Annotated in this window: 17 protein-coding genes; 11 read left to right on the forward strand and 6 right to left on the reverse strand. The window is 34.7% G+C overall.

Annotated features, from left to right (window positions below; genetic code table 11):
- Nucleotides 1–126 precede the first annotated feature (126 nt).
- From xerD to mpl, 4 genes are all read left to right on the forward strand, one after another.
- The gene (gene xerD, locus J3U23_RS10505; RefSeq protein WP_065562027.1) at nt 127–1,041 is read left to right on the forward strand and encodes a site-specific tyrosine recombinase XerD; all 915 of its coding nucleotides are present in this window, start codon (nt 127–129) and stop codon (nt 1,039–1,041) included.
- Between the two features lie 26 nt (nt 1,042–1,067).
- Complete coding sequence (gene dsbC, locus J3U23_RS10510) at nt 1,068–1,772, forward strand: bifunctional protein-disulfide isomerase/oxidoreductase DsbC (RefSeq protein WP_065735043.1); 705 nt, start codon at nt 1,068–1,070, stop codon at nt 1,770–1,772.
- Between the two features lie 73 nt (nt 1,773–1,845).
- Nucleotides 1,846–3,576 (forward strand): single-stranded-DNA-specific exonuclease RecJ, encoded by a 1,731-nt coding sequence (gene recJ, locus J3U23_RS10515; RefSeq protein ID WP_267339213.1) that lies wholly within the window; start codon nt 1,846–1,848, stop codon nt 3,574–3,576.
- A 121-nt stretch (nt 3,577–3,697) separates the two neighbouring features.
- A complete protein-coding gene (gene mpl, locus J3U23_RS10520; protein WP_220225585.1) occupies nt 3,698–5,080 on the forward strand; it encodes a UDP-N-acetylmuramate:L-alanyl-gamma-D-glutamyl-meso-diaminopimelate ligase in 1,383 nt (460 codons plus the stop codon).
- Between the two features lie 254 nt (nt 5,081–5,334).
- Here the strand turns inward: mpl and J3U23_RS10525 are convergent, their stop codons facing one another.
- Together J3U23_RS10525 and J3U23_RS10530 are read right to left on the reverse strand one after the other, a co-directional pair.
- Nucleotides 5,335–6,693, reverse strand: a complete 1,359-nt coding sequence (locus J3U23_RS10525) for an L-serine ammonia-lyase (protein ID WP_267339214.1) — start codon at nt 6,691–6,693, stop codon at nt 5,335–5,337.
- A gap of 237 nt (nt 6,694–6,930) precedes the next feature.
- Nucleotides 6,931–7,311, reverse strand: coding sequence for a hypothetical protein (locus tag J3U23_RS10530; protein WP_065562022.1), 381 nt, complete (start codon nt 7,309–7,311; stop codon nt 6,931–6,933).
- Nucleotides 7,312–7,481: 170 nt separating this feature from the next.
- Here J3U23_RS10530 and proS point away from each other — a divergent pair, with 170 nt between their 5' ends.
- The 3 genes from proS (at nt 7,482) to J3U23_RS10545 (ending at nt 11,371) form a co-directional block, all read left to right on the forward strand.
- On the forward strand, nt 7,482–9,197 hold the full coding sequence (gene proS, locus J3U23_RS10535) for a proline--tRNA ligase (protein ID WP_065735039.1): 1,716 nt from the start codon (nt 7,482–7,484) through the stop codon (nt 9,195–9,197).
- Nucleotides 9,198–9,230: 33 nt separating this feature from the next.
- A complete protein-coding gene (locus tag J3U23_RS10540; protein ID WP_065735038.1) occupies nt 9,231–9,782 on the forward strand; it encodes a tyrosine-protein phosphatase in 552 nt (183 codons plus the stop codon).
- A gap of 134 nt (nt 9,783–9,916) precedes the next feature.
- Nucleotides 9,917–11,371, forward strand: a complete 1,455-nt coding sequence (locus J3U23_RS10545) for a M48 family metalloprotease (protein ID WP_065562019.1) — start codon at nt 9,917–9,919, stop codon at nt 11,369–11,371.
- A gap of 61 nt (nt 11,372–11,432) precedes the next feature.
- Here J3U23_RS10545 and J3U23_RS10550 read toward each other — a convergent pair whose 3' ends face one another.
- Together J3U23_RS10550 and rluC are read right to left on the reverse strand one after the other, a co-directional pair.
- Nucleotides 11,433–12,092, reverse strand: coding sequence for a histidine phosphatase family protein (locus tag J3U23_RS10550; RefSeq protein ID WP_267330950.1), 660 nt, complete (start codon nt 12,090–12,092; stop codon nt 11,433–11,435).
- A gap of 26 nt (nt 12,093–12,118) precedes the next feature.
- Nucleotides 12,119–13,093 (reverse strand): 23S rRNA pseudouridine(955/2504/2580) synthase RluC, encoded by a 975-nt coding sequence (gene rluC / locus J3U23_RS10555; protein WP_065562017.1) that lies wholly within the window; start codon nt 13,091–13,093, stop codon nt 12,119–12,121.
- Between the two features lie 148 nt (nt 13,094–13,241).
- On the opposite strand from rluC, the gene dsbB reads away from it, so the two are divergent.
- The 4 genes from dsbB (at nt 13,242) to rapZ (ending at nt 16,120) form a co-directional block, all read left to right on the forward strand.
- The gene (gene dsbB / locus J3U23_RS10560) at nt 13,242–13,775 is read left to right on the forward strand and encodes a disulfide bond formation protein DsbB (protein WP_267339215.1); all 534 of its coding nucleotides are present in this window, start codon (nt 13,242–13,244) and stop codon (nt 13,773–13,775) included.
- Between the two features lie 75 nt (nt 13,776–13,850).
- Nucleotides 13,851–14,507, forward strand: a complete 657-nt coding sequence (gene rluA / locus J3U23_RS10565; RefSeq protein ID WP_065562015.1) for a bifunctional tRNA pseudouridine(32) synthase/23S rRNA pseudouridine(746) synthase RluA — start codon at nt 13,851–13,853, stop codon at nt 14,505–14,507.
- 74 nt (nt 14,508–14,581) lie between these two features.
- Nucleotides 14,582–15,178 (forward strand): XTP/dITP diphosphatase, encoded by a 597-nt coding sequence (locus J3U23_RS10570; RefSeq protein WP_267339216.1) that lies wholly within the window; start codon nt 14,582–14,584, stop codon nt 15,176–15,178.
- Nucleotides 15,179–15,271: 93 nt separating this feature from the next.
- Nucleotides 15,272–16,120 carry an RNase adapter RapZ gene (gene rapZ / locus J3U23_RS10575; protein ID WP_065562013.1) on the forward strand — a complete coding sequence of 283 codons (849 nt, stop codon included), beginning with the start codon at nt 15,272–15,274 and terminating at the stop codon, nt 16,118–16,120.
- Nucleotides 16,121–16,126: 6 nt separating this feature from the next.
- Here rapZ and J3U23_RS10580 read toward each other — a convergent pair whose 3' ends face one another.
- Together J3U23_RS10580 and envC are read right to left on the reverse strand one after the other, a co-directional pair.
- Nucleotides 16,127–16,924 (reverse strand): divergent polysaccharide deacetylase family protein, encoded by a 798-nt coding sequence (locus J3U23_RS10580; protein ID WP_267339217.1) that lies wholly within the window; start codon nt 16,922–16,924, stop codon nt 16,127–16,129.
- Nucleotides 16,921–18,129 (reverse strand): murein hydrolase activator EnvC, encoded by a 1,209-nt coding sequence (gene envC, locus J3U23_RS10585; RefSeq protein ID WP_267339218.1) that lies wholly within the window; start codon nt 18,127–18,129, stop codon nt 16,921–16,923. Before envC ends, J3U23_RS10580 begins: the two co-directional genes overlap by 4 nt.
- Nucleotides 18,130–18,278 lie beyond the last annotated feature (149 nt).

Raw genomic sequence — 18,278 nt, forward strand, 5'->3', positions numbered from 1 at the left:
TGATAATGCAGTATATCGTAGGCTAAAGAAAAGATACAAAAGATTCTTCCAACATAAACTAAAGTGAATAGTTATTAGCAGTTAGTATATAATAGGAAAAATCGTCGAAAAAAGAGTTGGCTTTTAATGTCTGATAAAGAGATATCATCACAAAATAAAATATTAATTGAACAATTTTTAGACTCAATTTGGTTGGAACGAAATCTTTCTGAAAATACTATCGAATCTTATAAACTCGACCTGTTTGCTTTAAGCCAATCACTGCAATCACAGCAAGTTAATTTCATCACTGCGCAATCAATTAATTTGCAGGAATTTTTATTGCAACGCGTTAAAGATGGTTATAAAGCAAGCAGTTCAGCTCGTTTACTTAGTGCGACTAAACGTTTTTTTCAATATTTATATCAAGAAAATTATCGTACGGATGATCCATCAGCTATATTATCATCACCCAAATTACCCAAAAAGTTACCCAAAGATCTAACTGAATTACAGGTTGATGCTCTTCTTGAATCACCAAGTATTGATGATCCAATAGAATTGCGAGATAAAGCGATGTTAGAAGTGCTTTATGCAACAGGGCTACGCGTTTCGGAGTTAGTGAATCTAGAGATTAGCGATGTAAGTCTTAGACAAGGAGTAGTTAGAGTCGTTGGTAAAGGAAATAAAGAGCGTTTAGTTCCTTTGGGAGAAGAGGCTATTTATTGGCTTGAATACTATTTCAAATATGCGCGCAACGATCTTTTAAAAAATGGCCCTGTTGATGTTCTTTTTCCAAGTCGATTGGGTAAAAAAATGACACGACAGACTTTCTGGCATAGGATAAAATATTATGCCATACTAACGGGCATTAATATAGAAGCCCTTTCGCCTCATGTACTTAGACACGCTTTTGCAACGCATTTACTTAATCATGGTGCCGATTTGCGTGTTGTACAAATGTTACTTGGGCATAGTAGTTTATCAACTACACAGATTTATACACATGTTGCAACAGAAAGATTAAAACAGTTGCACAGCAAACATCATCCTCGCGCATAGCGGTTCAATAAACTAAGGATAATTGAATGAAAAAATTAGTAATCAGTTTAGGTTTAGCATTGATCTCAACTTCAGTATTAGCCTCTAACGCCGATATTACAAAAACAATGGAAAAGTTAGGTTTTTCTAGCAAAGAAATTACAATCGAAAATAATCCAATACAAGGGCTAAAAAGTGTTACCACACCAGATGGTATCTTTTATGTCACTGATGATGGTAAATTCTTAACTCAAGGGCCAATCTATAATCTTGAAGGCAGTGAACCAGTAAATATTGCCAACAGCAATAACTTAAAATTAATGAAATCAATTGAAAAAGATGCCATTGTTTATCAAGCTCCAAATGAACAATATGTTATCTCAGTTTTTACCGATTACACATGCCACTACTGTAAATTATTACACGAAAATATTGAGCAATATTTAAATGCAGGCATCTCAGTTCACTATTTTGCTTTTCCACGAGCAGGAGCAGATAGTGAAGTAGGTAAAAATATGCAATCCATTTGGAGTGTAGTTGATCGCAAAGCCGCTTTTGAAAATGCATATAAAGGTAATAAAATTTCACCTGCTAATAGCATGATCCCTTATGTAACACAGCAATTTAACGTTGGTAAAAAACTAGGTATTAGTGGAACACCAGCAATAGTATTACCTGATGGACAACTTGTCTCTGGTTACGTTCCGGCTGATAAATTAATCGAAATTTTAAAAAAGAAATCTAATAACTAGTACTGTATAATTTATAACCTTTAAATTATAGAATACAAAAAATTGTTAGCGCATACGCGCTAACATTCATCATATGAAAGCAGATAAATTAATACATCGTAAATTACCCGAAACGCTACCAGAATTATCAAATGACATTCCGTTATTGTTGCAGCGAGTATATGCATTGCGCGGAATAACGTCTATGCAAGAACTAGACTATACCACTCGTAATCTATGTAACTACGACAATCTAGATGGGACCAATAAAGCTGTTGACATCCTTTATTCTGCAATGAAAAACAATGAGCGAATAATCATTGTTGGAGACTTTGATACCGATGGCGCAACCAGTACCGCATTAACGGTAAAAGCGTTAAAAAAAATGGGGTGTCAATTTGTCGATTATATTATTCCAAATCGTTTTGATGATGGATATGGCTTAAGTATTAACGTCGTAAAGAAAGCAATTTTACAAAAAGCGGATCTTATTATTACTGTTGATAACGGTGTTTCTGCTGTTGAGGCGGTCGAATTTGCAAAACAGTCGAATTTAACCGTCATTATTACCGATCACCACTTATGTCCAGAAAAACTACCTCCTGCGGATGCAATTATCAATCCTAATTTACCAAATTGCACTTTTCCTTCAAAACATTTAGCAGGCGTTGGTGTAGCTTTTTATTTTATGCTGGCATTACGGTCAAAATTACGCAAGGAAAACTGGTTCACCACACATAATTTAGAAGAATTTAATATTGCTAGCTTATTAGACTTAGTTGCCCTTGGCACTATTGCCGATGTGGTAAAACTCGACCTAAATAACCGAATACTAGTCCATCAAGGTGTTAGCCGTATCCGAGCAGGCTATTGTTGTGAAGGAATTAAAGCATTATTAAATATTTCCAGACGAGATCCCCTCACGTTCACCTCAACAGATCTTGCTTATTATATAGCCCCAAGACTAAATGCTGCTGGACGAATGGATAATATGTCTCTGAGCGTAGAATTATTGTTATGTGAAGACTATGATAGTGCAGTCAATCAAGCAGCCGACCTTGATACGCTTAATAGTGATCGAAAATTAATTGAGCAAACGATGTATCAAGAAGCTTTATCCCACGTTGAACAGATACATAAACCTTCTTTACCTAATTCAATAGTGGTACATCATCCTGAGTGGCATCAAGGTGTTATTGGTATAGTCTCAGCACGATTGAAAGACAAATATTATCGTCCTGTGATATGTTTCGCTTCGACAGAAGATGGATTATTGAAAGGTTCTGGAAGATCAATAGATGGTATTCACTTACAAAATGTACTCTATGAATTGAATCAAAGATATCCAGATATTTTGGTTAGCTTTGGTGGTCATGCCATGGCTGCTGGATTAAGTATTCAAGAAAAAGATTTAGATAAATTTAGGGATCTTTTAGAAACAGTGATAACTGAGCAACTTGATTTGAAGGTACTTGAACAAACGATTGAAACCGATGGCGAGATAAATAACGAAGATTTTAATTATTCAATTGCAAAACTACTAAAAGACTCTGGTCCATGGGGTGAAGGATTTATCGAACCTACATTTGATGGCGAATTTATTATTCATCAGCAACGCATATTTGCTGAAAAACACCTTAAATTAGTATTAGAACCCAAAAATGGGGGACCAATAATTGAAGGGATCTGTTTTAATGTTAATTTAACAAAGTGGCCAGACCAAACGATAAAAGAAGCAAAAATTGTTTATCACTTAGATGTAAATGAGTTTCGAGGAAATCAAACCCTAAAATTAATGATAAGACATATTTGGCCTATCGCATAAGCGATTAAGATCGACTATAATTACTAGATTCTGTAAAATCAGATCAGTTAATCATAAAAATAAAATTAGCAATACAATCGTTTTATCATTAGTACATTTTATACAACATTAAGGACAAAAAATGCATATTCATATTCTTGGGATTTGTGGCACATTTATGGGCGGTATTGCATTAATAGCTCGTTCATTAGGTCACAAAGTAACAGGATCAGATAAAAATGTTTACCCACCAATGAGTACGCTGTTACAAAAAGAGCATATTGATATTATTGAAGGAGACGATCCATCACAATTAACACCAACTCCTGATCTAGTTATCATTGGCAATGCCCTATCAAGAGGAAATCCTTGTGTTGAATACATTTTGGACAATAACATTCCTTACGTCTCTGCACCACAATGGTTACATGATAATGTACTAAAAGACCGTTGGGTTATTGCTGTAGCAGGTACACACGGTAAAACAACAACGGCTGGAATGGTTAACTGGATTTTAGAAAAACAAGGCTACAAACAAGGTTTTGTTATTGGTGGTGTTCCGGGTAATTTTGAAGTATCAGCAAGATTAGGTGAAGGCAACTTTTTTGTTATTGAAGCGGATGAGTATGACTGTTCATTTTTCGATAAACGCTCTAAATTTATGCATTATTGTCCCAAAACACTGATTATGAATAATTTGGAATTTGATCATGCAGATATTTTTGATGATCTTAGTTCTATCCAGAAACAGTTCCATCATCTAGTTCGTTTAGTACCAAGTAAAGGATTGATTATTTCTCCTCAAGAAGATGTCAATTTAAAACAAGTATTAGCAAAAGGTTGTTGGAGTAAACAATCTTTTACCGAATCTGAAGACGGTTGGTTAGCGAAAAAGATTGCTAATGATGCTAGTCAGTTTGATGTTTATTACAACAACAAAAAGATGGGTACAGTTAACTATTCTTTAGTTGGTGAACACAATATGCATAATGCCTTAATGGCAATTGCCGCTGCACACAATGTTGGTATAGATCCAGCAGATGCTTGTTTAGCATTAGGATCATTTTTAAATGCTAAAAGACGCTTGGAGCTATATGGTGAGGTCAATAACATTGAAATTTATGATGATTTTGCTCATCATCCAACGGCAATTTTAGCAACATTAGAAGCATTACGCAGCAAAATTGGTGCAAATCGACGAATTTTAGCAGTATTAGAGCCTCGTTCTAACACAATGAAGTTAGGGATTTCAAAAGATGAACTTGCTCCATCATTAGGTCGCGCTGATGAAATATATATGTTCCAACCAGAACAACTACCTTGGTTAGTTGCTGATGTAGTCGATGCCTGTATCCAACCGGCTTATTGGACAGCTGATATTGACTTATTAGTTGAAATGATAACAAAATCAGCCAAACCAACCGATGCCATTTTGATTATGAGTAATGGTGGTTTTAGTGGAATTCATAACAAGATTTTAGAAAGCTTAAAAAAACAACAATTAAGAAAACAATTAGATGCATAACGATTAATCGCACTAAATAATTAATTTTCCTAAATGCATCTGCATATTAAAAGATGCAAAAAAGATTGTTGTAATACTTAAATATGCCACTCTTATTTATAATCAGATAATAGTGGCATCGAGTAATAGTGGTAATGTTTTAACAGTGATTATTGTAAGACTTATAACTTAACATTTATCACTCACTAAAGTAATTTCGGTGAGTGATTACTTACATTGCACAGCAAAAAGCTCACATAACTAGCTCTTCATTATTAACTACAGTGAACAGTAATTGCTAACCCACCGCGCGAAGTCTCTCGGTATTTTGCATTCATATCCTTTCCGGTTTCGTACATAGTTTCAATCACCTTATCAAGCGAAACGATAGCTGCAGTAGTGCGCCTTAATGCCATGCGTGTCGCATTAATTGCTTTAACTGCAGCAATCGCATTACGTTCAATACAAGGAACTTGTACTTGACCATCAACAGGATCACAGGTTAAACCTAAATTATGTTCCATACCAATTTCGGCTGCCATACAAACTTGCTGAGGATTACCCCCCAACAATTCAGCCAGACCAGCAGCCGCCATTGAACAAGCAACACCGACCTCACCCTGACAACCAACTTCAGCACCTGAAATAGATGCATTTTTTTGATAAAGTAAACCAATGGCTCCACAAGTTAAAAAATAGCGAATAAAAATATCGGGCGAGACCGGATCGATAAACTTATCATAATAGGCAAGAACGGCTGGTATTATGCCGCAAGCACCATTGGTTGGCGCCGTCACTACCCTTCCCCCTGCGGCATTTTCTTCACTAACTGCTAACGCAAACATATTTATCCAATCAATAATAATCATTGGATCATTATTATTTTTGCTAGTCAATAATTGGCGATAAAGTGCATTTGCTCGACGAGGAACCTTAAGCGCACCAGGTAATAATCCTTCAGTATTCATGCCGCGTTTAATACAATCAAGCATTGTTTGTCCAACTAAAGAAAAATAATTTACAACATCATCATAACTATGCAGTTGTAACTCATTTTTTAACACAATACTCGATACCGACAACGAATTATCATCACAATGCTTCAATAATTGCGCTGCTGTTGAAAAAGGATAAGGCACATCAACAGAATTCTGCTGTTGTTGTCCAAACTGCTCCTCTTCAACAATTTTTCCTCCACCCACTGAATAATAGGTTTTCTGGACGATGAGTTCATTACCATGATAAGCGCTTAACGTCATACCATTTTCATGTAATGGTAAAAAAGTTGAATGAAAAATAATGCTTTCGTTAGAAAAATCGATTTGGTATTTACCATTATATATCGGTAATTTACCACATTGGTTCATGGTTTGAATTAAATGGGGAATTTGGTCAATATTAACGGTATCAGGCTTTTCGCCAGATAATCCAAGAATAATTGCAACATCAGTATGATGCCCCTTGCCGGTCAGTGATAAAGAACCATAAACATCTGCCACAATTTTTGTCACTAATGGCATTTGCCCATTATCAATCAGTTGATCAATAAACGCCTTACCCGCTCGCATTGGACCAACTGTATGTGAACTTGAAGGACCTATACCAATTTTAAATATCTCAAAAACTGAACCCATTTTATCCCTTTTATAATCTTTGACATGCACGTAGTTATGAATAAAAAATGACTTATATAGTGCTATATTATGGTGATAAGTATTAGCTAATCAAGCTAATAATTGAGATTAAATTTTTATCCTTAAATAAATTAAAAAAAAGTTGAGGAGCGGGGTTTTTGACACCTAATTTTGGTTTAAAAACATGTCAAAATGATTATATAGAATCATAGTAACAATTTTATAATACCCGTTATTTTAATCCATAACAGAGTCGTAGTAACAAATGAACCCTGTATCTATATGTTCAATTTTTAAAAATCCCCCCGTCAAAAGATCCATTTGAAAATAGCTTGGTTTTTCTATCAAAGTCACCTTACCATAGAGTTTATTACCAAAGTACATGTATCCGTCGTTGTTAATGTAAACATCATCATCCGGTTCGATTAATCCACCACACGGGCAATCAGCACTGCTTACTAAATCATCATCTTTAGTTTTGCAAGTATCAAAGCGCCAACCGACATTTGAAATTTCATCATAACTCATATCCATTAAATGGTATTTGGCGATTTTGAATGGATAGTAAAGTAGAATCATGCAGAACAAAATAAGAGCAATACGAGATAAAAATTTCAAAAATATTCAACCTTATTATTTTTCTAATCTTATAATTATCTAAATTTACTCTATATTTTTACTCATAACAACAATAACCAATAAAATTACTTTAGTGTTACGTTAGGTACTGCTAAACTAGCTCACATTTTAGTATATTATTAGTACATTATTTTTTTCAGGATAAATTTATGCGAACCAGTAAATATCTTCTATCTACATTAAAAGAGACACCCGCTGATGCTGAAGTGATAAGCCATCAATTAATGTTACGTGCCGGCATGATCCGTAAAGTTGCCGCAGGATTATATACTTGGCTACCTACTGGCTATCGTGTACTTAAAAAAGTTGAAAATATTGTTCGGGAAGAGATGAACAAAGCAGGGGCAATTGAAGTGTTAATGCCAGTTGTGCAACCTGCTGATATTTGGCAAGAGAGTGGTCGTTGGGAACAATATGGTCCAGAGCTATTACGTATCAAAGACCGTGGTGACCGTGATTTTGTATTAGGCCCAACCCATGAGGAAGTGATCACTGACTTACTTCGTAATGAAGTCAGTTCCTATAAACAATTACCGCTTAATGTTTATCAAATTCAAACCAAATTCCGCGACGAAGTCCGCCCACGATTTGGGGTAATGCGTTCGCGTGAATTTATTATGAAAGATGCTTATTCGTTTCATACTTCACAAGAATCTTTACAAGAAACCTATGATGATATGTATAAGGCTTACAGTGCGGTATTTACTCGTGCTGGCTTAAATTTTAGAGCTGTGCGTGCTGATACGGGTTCTATTGGTGGCAACTGGTCGCATGAGTTCCAAGTATTAGCCGATAGTGGTGAAGATGATATTGTCTTTTCAACTGAATCTGATTACGCTGCTAATATTGAGATGGCACAAGCATTAGCACCAACGCAAAGCCGATCAGCACCAACTAAGGCAATGGAACTAGTTGATACTCCTGATGCCAAAACAATTGATGAATTAGTTGCACAATTCAATTTACCGATTGAAAAAACAGTTAAAACACTCATGGTCAAGGCGACTAAAGAGAGTGGGCACCAACTTGTAGCTTTATTAGTTCGTGGTGATCACACGTTGAATGAAATCAAAGCGGAAAAAATTGATATTGTGGCATCACCGCTTGAATTTGCAACTGAAGAAGAAATTCGCGCGGTAGTGAATGCAGGACCTGGCTCTTTAGGACCAGTAAACCTTAATATGCCAATCATCATTGACCGTGATGTGGCAGTAATGAGTGATTTTAGTGCTGGCGCCAACATTGATCATAAACATTATTTCAATATCAATTGGGAAAGAGATGTCGCTTTACCTCGCATTGAAGATATTCGTAATGTGGTTGAAGGCGATATTAGCCCAGATGGTAAAGGGACATTACAAATTAAACGTGGTATTGAAGTTGGGCATATTTTCCAACTTGGTACTAAGTATTCAGAGGCAATGAAAGCAACTGTCCAAGGTGAAGATGGACAAAACCATGTGATGATCATGGGCTGTTATGGAATTGGGGTTAGCCGAATTGTTGCAGCTGCAATTGAACAATGCCATGACGATCGAGGGATCATTTGGCCAGAAGCGATTGCACCATTTAGTGTTGTCATTATTCCAATGAATATGCATAAATCAGAAAAAGTACAAGCCACTGCTGAAAAACTTTATGCCGATCTCCAAGCTCTGGGTATTGAAGTATTATTTGATGATCGCAAAGAGCGTCCTGGTGTTATGTTTGCAGATGCCGAACTTATTGGTATTCCTCATACTATCGTTATTGGTGAACGTAACCTTGATAATGGTGAAGTGGAATACAAACATCGTGCGGGTGGCGATAAAGAATTAATTAAAGTTGATGATATCGTTGAATTTATTAAAAAACGTCAACAATAAATTTAAGAATTAGATTTTAATATTGGAGCACAAATGGCCTGTAATAAAATATCCAAAATAACTAATATTTTCTTATTGTGTTACTTGTGCTTTATCATTAGTGGTTGCCAATCTAATATCAATTCTTTACATCTCCCCGATAATTTTTATCAAGTTTCTAATGATGTCTATCGCTCTGAGCAACCCAGTGTAGAGCAGATAGCGCAGCTTGATAAACTTGGCTTTAAAACCATTATAAATTTACGGCTATTTCACAGCGATCGAGAGTTAGTCGAAAATGCACAGATATCAGAAGTTTGGATTCGAATGCGGGCAGGTGATATTACTGATGAGAAAATGATCCAAGTAATGAAAGCGATTCATACCTCTCCTAAACCGATATTAATCCATTGTTGGCAAGGCAGTGATCGTACCGGCGTCACTATTGCTATGTACCGTTTGGTTTTTGAGAATTGGACTAAATCTCAAGCAATTAATGAGTTAATGCAAACTGAATTTGGTCATCACTACAATGTTTATCCTAACATACGAAAATACATTGAAAACGTTGATGTAGAATATATTCGCCATGCTGTATTTGAATAATTTCATTATTTAATTTAATAAACTAAATAGTCTTTATCAAATAAATAGCTCAATTTGATAAAAAATTCAAAGTGATATTGTCTTTTTTTTAAGCTAAAATGTTTCATAATCAAATTTTTTTATGAGTCATAAATATGTTAAAAAAAGCAATCGCATTGGTACTATCAACATCACTATTCTTACAAAATACACCTATTGTTTATGCAGCAGATAATATAACACTACCTGAGATGGGAACCGCAGCTGCAACCACATTAAGCATCGGGCAAGAAAAAGAGATGGGTGATTATTATGTGCGATTGTTACGAGGCAGTGCTCCTATAGCCAATGACCCTGTCTTAAATCAATATATTAATAATTTAGGGAAAAAATTAGTTTCTAAATCTGAATCAGTTCAAACCCCTTTCCATTTTTATATAATGAAAAGTAATGTGCTCAATGCCTTTGCTTTTTTTGGCGGTAATGTTGTCATTCATTCAAGAATAATTATGGATACTGATAATGAAAGCCAATTAGCTTCGGTTATGGCTCACGAAATTGGGCATGTTACTCAACGCCATTTAGCTCGCGCTATGGAGGCTCAAAATAAAAATAGTCCTTATGTTTGGGGGGGAGCCTTAGGTTCATTACTATTAACATTAGCTAATCCAGAAGCGGGTATGGCGGCAATGACAACCACCATGGCAAGTTCGACACAGAGTATGATTAGTTTTACTCAATCAAATGAACAAGAAGCTGATAGAGTTGGGCTTAGAACCATAGCGAAAGCCGGATTTGATCCTCATGCATCTTCTGAATTTTTACAAAAACTGGCTGATCAAAGTCGCTTCAGTAGTAAACCGCCTGAAATTTTAATGACTCACCCATTACCGAATAGCCGTTTATCGGATATGCGCAATCGCTCTTTGCAATATTCTAAAAAAAATGTACCTTCCTCATTAAGTTATTATTTAGCTAAGGCCCGAATAGCAATACTTATGGGAAATAATAATACCGCTAAACTATTACTTGATAATTATCGCAAATTGAATACCGATCAGGGTAAAAAGGCGCTAACCTATGCCGTCGCACTAAGTAATTACAAAAGTAAAAATCTTGTTCAAGCAAAAATTCAATTGCAACCGTTATTAGATAATGATCCAGATAATATTTGGTATATTGATTTAATGACAGATATCAATTTAGAAAGTAATAATAATAAAGAAGCCATAGCTCGTTTACAATCTGCCTTAAAACGATCACCGGATAATGCTGTATTACAATTAAATCTTGCTAATGCTTATATAAAAGATGGCCAATATCAGCAAGCTGTGAGTTTATTGCATCGTTATACATTTGATCACAATGATGATACTAATGGTTGGGATTTACTGGTTACCGCTTATGGGGGAATAAAATCGAGAGCTCAAGAAATGAGTGCAAGGGCTGAATCAATCGCGCTTGAAGGACGTTTCCCTGAAGCAATTCAATTGTTAACCAATGCTAGAGCTCAAGCTAAAGGTAATCAAACATTAATTTCAAAAATTGACGCAAGAATTAATCAATTGAAACAATTACAAAAACGTTACGCTGCTTATAGCAGAAGGTAGTCTGAATATTACTCGGCTAATAACTTAATTAGCCGAGTAAACATGACTAAATTAAGGGTAATTAATTGTTTAAATGATCGACATTATTATAAAACTTAACTGAAAATTCCCCCTCAGGCTTATCATCAGTTTGCTTATAGTTAACTACACTTATACTGGTATTTAACACTCGTGGGAAATAATCTTCATCACGATGTCTACGCCAATCTCCACCATTTAAAACACAAAGTAATATTCTTAAAACCGTACCATGTGATACAACCAAAATATTGCCTTGATCTTGCGGTGCATTTTTTACGATAACATTTAAAGCTTCTTTCATTCGAGAAAGTATATCAAGGTAGTTTTCACCTTGGTTAATAGATGAGTCAAAGTTTTCAGGATCGGTTAAATAAGTCGTGAATTCAGGTATTTCTTTTTTTAATGAAGGGACATGTTTGCCTTCCCAAAGACCAAAATCCATTTCTCTTAGATTATCAAGTTCAAAAGTCGGAATGACATTGTCATTTTCATGAATGATATAATCTCGAGTCTCTTTAGCCCGTTGTTGTGGGCTTGAGTAGGCTTGTATAAAAGGTATATTTTTCAGATGCTTTCCAGTGATTTGAGCGCCTAAAACACCATTTTCTGTCAAAGGCGAATTTTTCGATCCTTGCATTTGATCTTTAATATTCCATTCGGTTTGACCATGTCTAATTAAATATAAATTAAGATCTTTCATTATTGTTGATTACCTTCTCATTTAAATCATTGTTGATATTTATCATTTCTAATCTGGATTAAACAGTTTTGCAATATATTATCCATCGGAGCATGTAATTGCATCTCTTGTAAAGTTTTTGGATGAATAAATTTCACATTAGCTGCATGTAAAAATAATCGATTAAGTTTACTTTTAGCTAGCAATTCATCAAATTGGCTATCTCCGTAACGATCATCAAATGCTATTGGATGATTAACATATTGAGTGTGTACACGAATTTGATGCGTTCGTCCGGTTACTGGGCTAGCTTTTATTAATGTTGCAAAACCAAAGCGTTCTTCCACTTTGAATCGTGTTTCAGATGGCTTACCTTCTGCATTTACCTTAACCACACGTTCACCACTTTTGAGTACATTTTTTAATAGTGGTGCTTGTACAACTTTACATTCAGAAGGCCAATTACCTTTCACTAAAGCTAAATAATTTTTTTGCATCTGTTTTAAACGAAGTTGTTCATGTAATGCTTTTAGTGCAGAACGTTTCTTAGCAATAAGTAAAACACCAGATGTTTCACGATCGATACGATGTACTAATTCTAAAAATTTGGCTTCAGGTCTTAATGCTCTTAATCCTTCAATAACGCCAAAACTTAAGCCACTTCCACCATGTACAGCAATGCCAGATGGTTTATTAATCGCAAGAATCACATCATCTTCATAAATAATTGATTTTTCTAAATCAGCAACTTTATTCAGTTTTTTTGAAATTTCAGGAACTGTTTTTTCTGAAACACGAATAGGTGGAATTCGAACTTCATCACCAACAGCTAATTTATATTCTGGCTTAATCCGCTTTTTGTTGACACGCACTTCCCCTTTTCTAAGTATGCGATAAATCATACTTTTAGGCACACCCTTAAGGTATGTTATTAAAAAGTTGTCAATTCGTTGTGTCACATTTTCTTCAGTGATTGTGACAAATGAGACTTGTAATTTTGTTTGTTGAACGTTTGAGTCCATAAGAAAAGATTAATCCACCCTTAATAAATAAAAGTCGTTTTACATTACTTAAAAATAAACTACACTAATGGTAATAAGAATAAGATTGGTTAATTTTAATAACCTTAATATAAAATGATTATAGCGGAATATGGAGGAATAAAATAGTATGTTGTATTTACTCAACCAATACTCTCGAGGAAGATTTGCTTGGTTTTTATTGTTTCTTTCCACCGCTATTTTTGAATTGACCGCTCTCTATTTTCAACATGGTTTAGGCCTAGCTCCTTGTACTTTATGTATTTATCAGCGATGTGCAATTTACGGTATTATGTTTGGCAGCATCGTTGGACTTATCAACCCTAAAAAATTAATATTTAGACTAGCTGGCATATTAATCTGGCTATTTAGCGCTTTTAAGGGGTTTGAATTAGCAACTTTTCATGCCCATTTGCAGTTCGAACCGGATTTAAGTGATACCTGTGCAATTAATGTCCAATTCCCTTCTTGGTTACCATTAAATGAATGGTTACCAAGCTTGTTTAATGCTTATGGTTCTTGTTCAGAAAAAATTTGGTCGTTCTTAACTATTGAAATGTCGCAATGGATGATAATCATTTTTGCTTGCTATCTTTTTGTTAGTTTGATCATACTATTTTGCCAATTGTTTTCAGCTAATAAAAAGTCAATCTGGAGTAAATAAGTTTATTTCAACTGGCACTTTTTACCGAGTTTGTTAGAATGTGTGACAATTTAATTTGACAAATTATCACACTAAATGCTTTTGGAATATCATCCCCCCATTGATCCTTGGTTAACTATTTTATATCAAGATGATCATATTGTTGTGGTTAACAAACAACCTGGTATTTTGTCGGTATCAGGAAATAAACCACAATTTATAGATAGTATTATTCATCGTTTACAACAAAAATATAGTTATGTTGAATCAGTCCATCGTCTAGATATGGCTACGAGTGGCATTATGGTTGCTGCTTTATCTAAATTAGCAGATAGAGAAATTAAAAAGCAGTTTAGAGAGCGTATACCTAAAAAAACATATATTGCTGTGGTCCACGGTCACCTTAAGGATGACGCAGGCCAAGTCGAACTCCCATTAATTTGTGATTGGCCTAATCGCCCAAGACAGATGGTAGATCATGAAAATGGCAAATACGCATTAACACATTATCAAGTTATCTCACGCAATAATGATAATACAACTCGGGTGGCATTGTTTCCATTTACAGGGCGCTCTCATCAATTAAGAGTGCATATGCAAGCTATAGGGCATCCTATTTTAGGCGATAAATTTTATGCTCATCCTGAAGCATTTTCAATGTCAAAAAGGTTATTGTTACATGCTCAACATCTAACAATAAATCATCCTAAAACCGGTGAAACTCTGACATTCCGTTGTGAACCTGATTTTTAAAATTTAAGCGTACATCTACTTGCTATACTTGATTAACTAATTACGATATAAAACTAATATCATGGAGTCATTAAATGCAGAAAATTGTTTTAGCCACTAATAACCAAGGAAAGGTCAATGAATTACAAACGCTTTTAGCCGATGCTGGATTTGATGTTATAGCCCAAAATACCTTCAATGTTCCTGATATAGAAGAAACAGGCCTAACATTTATTGAAAATGCCATCTTAAAAGCAAGACATACCGCAAAAGTGACTCAACTACCGGCGATAGCAGATGATTCAGGTTTAGTTGTTCAAGCACTAAACGGGCAACCTGGTATCTATTCTGCTCGTTATGCGGGAGAACATGGTAATGACAAAAGCAATAATGAAAAGCTATTACTTAAATTAAAAGATGTGCCTAAAGAAAAAAGGACAGCATACTTTTATTGTGCACTCGCTTTTATGCGACATGAAAATGATCCTACACCAATCATCTGTTTAGGGAAATGGAATGGATTAATTATGAATGAACCTCATGGAAGTGGTGGTTTCGGTTATGATCCATTATTCTATATTCCTGAGCTTAATTGCAGTGCAGCAGAGTTAACTAAAGAACATAAAAGTCAGATTTCTCATCGTGGACAGGCTTTAAAACAGTTAATAGCTAAAATAAAAACAGATTATTAGAGAGTTTATTTAGCTTATTGTTTCTTTTCATGAATTGCACATGTTGAACTAAACAGTATATACTAGTGCACCAATTATTTTGGAGTCGATATTGTGATATTGTTGATAGTAAGTGGCCGTTCTGGTTCAGGAAAATCAATTGCATTACGCGCATTAGAAGATATGGGTTTTTATTGTGTTGATAATATTCCCGTCGCATTATTACCGCAACTTGCAGAATCATTAAAAGATAACAATACACCTGTTGCGGTTAGTATCGATATTCGCAATTTACCAGCTAACTTTAATTTTGATCATGATATTTTTCAGCGATTACCATCATCTGTTACTCCTGAAATCATCTTTTTTGATTGTAGTCGTAATACTCTGATCCGACGTTATAGCGAAACAAGACGAATACATCCACTAACCAATCAAAAATACTCTTTAGAAGAAGCCATTGATCTTGAAGAGAAGTATTTAGAGCCTTTAAAATCACACGCAAGTTTAGTTATTAATACTGATAATCTTTCAGTTCATGAGTTATCTAATATTCTTCGTTCACGGATTTTAGGAAAAAAAGAGCGGGAATTAACCATGATTTTTGAATCATTTGGCTTTAAACATGGTTTACCTGTCGATGCTGATTTCGTATTTGATGTAAGATTTTTACCTAACCCGCATTGGGATATATCATTACGTCCATTAACTGGCTTAGATGAGCCTGTTAAAAATTTCTTACTAAAACATGATGAAGTTACCAATTTCATTTATCAAACAGCCAATTATTTACAACAGTGGTTACCAATGTTAGAAAAAAATAATCGTAGCTATTTAACTATTGCCATTGGTTGTACTGGTGGGCAACATCGTTCTGTTTTTATTGCAGAACAATTAGCCGAGTTCTTTAAAGCGCAAAATAAACAAGTGCAAATTCGTCATCGAACACTTGAAAAAAAATAATTACTACTACTCTGAAAGTTCAAAATTTGGTAACTCCTCAAATCGTTTTTTATATTTTTCAAAAATATCTTTCAGAGTTAGCTTAGGTTTAGCCGGTTTAATTAATTCACTGACTTTAACTAATTCGATATTGTCAGGCAAATTAGCTAATTTTGCTCTTAAAACATTAACGGTTTGAGGATGTGGATGGCCAATGGCGATAGCATAACCATTTTTTTGCGCAATTTTAACTGCCAGATCAAACTGCTGACTAATAGCACTTTCTATCTGCTGATCATCTAAAAATACATCACGCCCAATTACAGTTATATTATAATCAGTTGCGGCATTTTTTACTTGAGTTTTACCTATCGTTTTACTATCCAAAAAAAACATTGAGTGATGACTTAACGCTTTCATAACATTGTGCATACCATTGAAATTTGATGTCATCAAACTGCCCATATGATTATTTACACCAATTGCATATGGAACTAGGGATACTGCATCATCAACAATTCTTTTTACTTCTGCTTCATCCATATAAGGAAATAGAGTATCTTTTTCTAGAGGTTGTTTCCCCATAGGAGCCATAGGTAAGTGAATAATCACATCATTACCATGTTGATGAGCAAAGGTTGCGATATGTTTGGCATTTGGTGAATGTGGTAAAACAGCAATTGTAATGTTGGGTGAAAATAAAATAATCTGTTCTTCATTATGTTGACGATAACCAAAATCATCAATCACTAACGCTAGTTTCGCAGCATATGCACTATTTACATTTAATAATAATATCCCTATATATAATATACGTTTAATCATTTTAACCAACCACTAGGATCTAATGCTTTACCATCTCGGCGAATTTCAAAATAAAGCCCAGGAGTATTTTGACCTCCGCTTGAACCAACAATTGCAATCGGCTGCTCTGTCCTAACATTATCACCGACTTCTACTAAAACACGTTGGTTATAGCCATATAAACTCATATCGCCTTTACCGTGCTCAAGCGCAACCACAAAACCATAACCTTGCAGCCAGCTGGCTAGGATAACTCGACCATCAGTAATTGCTTTGACTTGTGTGCCATCTTTGGCATTTATCACCATTCCCTTCCAACGAAGTTCACCTTGCAAAGCCTCACCAAATCGATGAGCAATACTACCATTTACAGGCCAAAGAAATTGATTCTGTGGTTTACCAATACCACTAACTCGAGCCATTAACGCACGTTCATCCGCGTTAGGTGTATAATTTGTATTCTTTTGTTTTTCTTGGATATTTTTGGCTTGCCTTGCTTCTTCTTCCGCAATTCGACGGTTTTCTCTTTCTGCTTGAGCAATCTTAGCCTGTAATTTCGCTTCATTATCTTTAAGTTGAGCTAATTTTTGTTGATTTTTTTGCATTGATGATTCAAGAGAATTGATAGTTTTTTGGCGTTTTTGGTGATTTTTTTCTAAGGCTATTTGCTCTTGTTTTTGCTTGTTATGTAGTGTTTTTTGAGTGGCTTGCTTTTTTTGTAAAGCATTTTTCTTTTCATTGAGTTGTAATTGCGTTTCACGAAGCTTATTTATTTGTTGTTGTCTTGCTTCATTAATATAACGAAAATAAGTAATAAGGCGTTCATTACGCTCACTTTGTTCGCTAGCAAAGATCAACTTAAAATTGGTATTTTTTCCTAATTTAAATGCGCTTTCTAGCTGTTTGGATAACTCATCTCGTTGTTGATTTTGTTTAATGGTTAATTCATCAATTTGCTTGATTAAATTAGTAATTTCCCCATCTAATTTTTTTAGCGTAAGACCATTTTTTTCAATCGATGTAAGTAAATTAGCAATTTCAGTTTCTTGGTTTTTAAGATCATTGACCAATTGAGTCCGTTCTTTTGTTTGTTCTGCTAGGCGCTTTTCATGCTCTTTAATTGAACGACGCAATGATTCTAATTGTTGATTATCATCAGCATACACAAAATGTGTATTCATTAATCCAATAAATAAAATAATCAATAGATTACGATAAATAGACATGGCCTTTTTATTTATGATTTATTACCAAGCAATAAAGATAACTTTACTATACCTACAAATGTGTAAAGATGCAAAATGAAAACTATATTATGTAACTTTATTAATAAAAGTAATTAGGCATTTCACAAGCACTAATAAAAAGTATAAAA

The organism is Gilliamella sp. B3367 (assembly GCF_026536825.1).
Lineage (GTDB): Bacteria > Pseudomonadota > Gammaproteobacteria > Enterobacterales > Orbaceae > Gilliamella > Gilliamella apicola_E.

Coding starts and splice junctions, on each gene's coding strand:
- J3U23_RS10540 (WP_065735038.1), top strand. CDS start 9,231: ATGGCCTGTAATAAAATATCCAAAATAACTAATATTTTCTTATTGTGT.
- mpl (WP_220225585.1), top strand. CDS start 3,698: ATGCATATTCATATTCTTGGGATTTGTGGCACATTTATGGGCGGTATT.
- dsbB (WP_267339215.1), top strand. CDS start 13,242: ATGTTGTATTTACTCAACCAATACTCTCGAGGAAGATTTGCTTGGTTT.
- J3U23_RS10570 (WP_267339216.1), top strand. CDS start 14,582: ATGCAGAAAATTGTTTTAGCCACTAATAACCAAGGAAAGGTCAATGAA.
- rluA (WP_065562015.1), top strand. CDS start 13,851: ATGCTTTTGGAATATCATCCCCCCATTGATCCTTGGTTAACTATTTTA.
- J3U23_RS10545 (WP_065562019.1), top strand. CDS start 9,917: ATGTTAAAAAAAGCAATCGCATTGGTACTATCAACATCACTATTCTTA.
- proS (WP_065735039.1), top strand. CDS start 7,482: ATGCGAACCAGTAAATATCTTCTATCTACATTAAAAGAGACACCCGCT.
- envC (WP_267339218.1), bottom strand. CDS start 18,129: ATGTCTATTTATCGTAATCTATTGATTATTTTATTTATTGGATTAATG.
- J3U23_RS10580 (WP_267339217.1), bottom strand. CDS start 16,924: ATGATTAAACGTATATTATATATAGGGATATTATTATTAAATGTAAAT.
- J3U23_RS10525 (WP_267339214.1), bottom strand. CDS start 6,693: ATGGGTTCAGTTTTTGAGATATTTAAAATTGGTATAGGTCCTTCAAGT.
- J3U23_RS10550 (WP_267330950.1), bottom strand. CDS start 12,092: ATGAAAGATCTTAATTTATATTTAATTAGACATGGTCAAACCGAATGG.
- dsbC (WP_065735043.1), top strand. CDS start 1,068: ATGAAAAAATTAGTAATCAGTTTAGGTTTAGCATTGATCTCAACTTCA.
- xerD (WP_065562027.1), top strand. CDS start 127: ATGTCTGATAAAGAGATATCATCACAAAATAAAATATTAATTGAACAA.
- rluC (WP_065562017.1), bottom strand. CDS start 13,093: ATGGACTCAAACGTTCAACAAACAAAATTACAAGTCTCATTTGTCACA.
- recJ (WP_267339213.1), top strand. CDS start 1,846: ATGAAAGCAGATAAATTAATACATCGTAAATTACCCGAAACGCTACCA.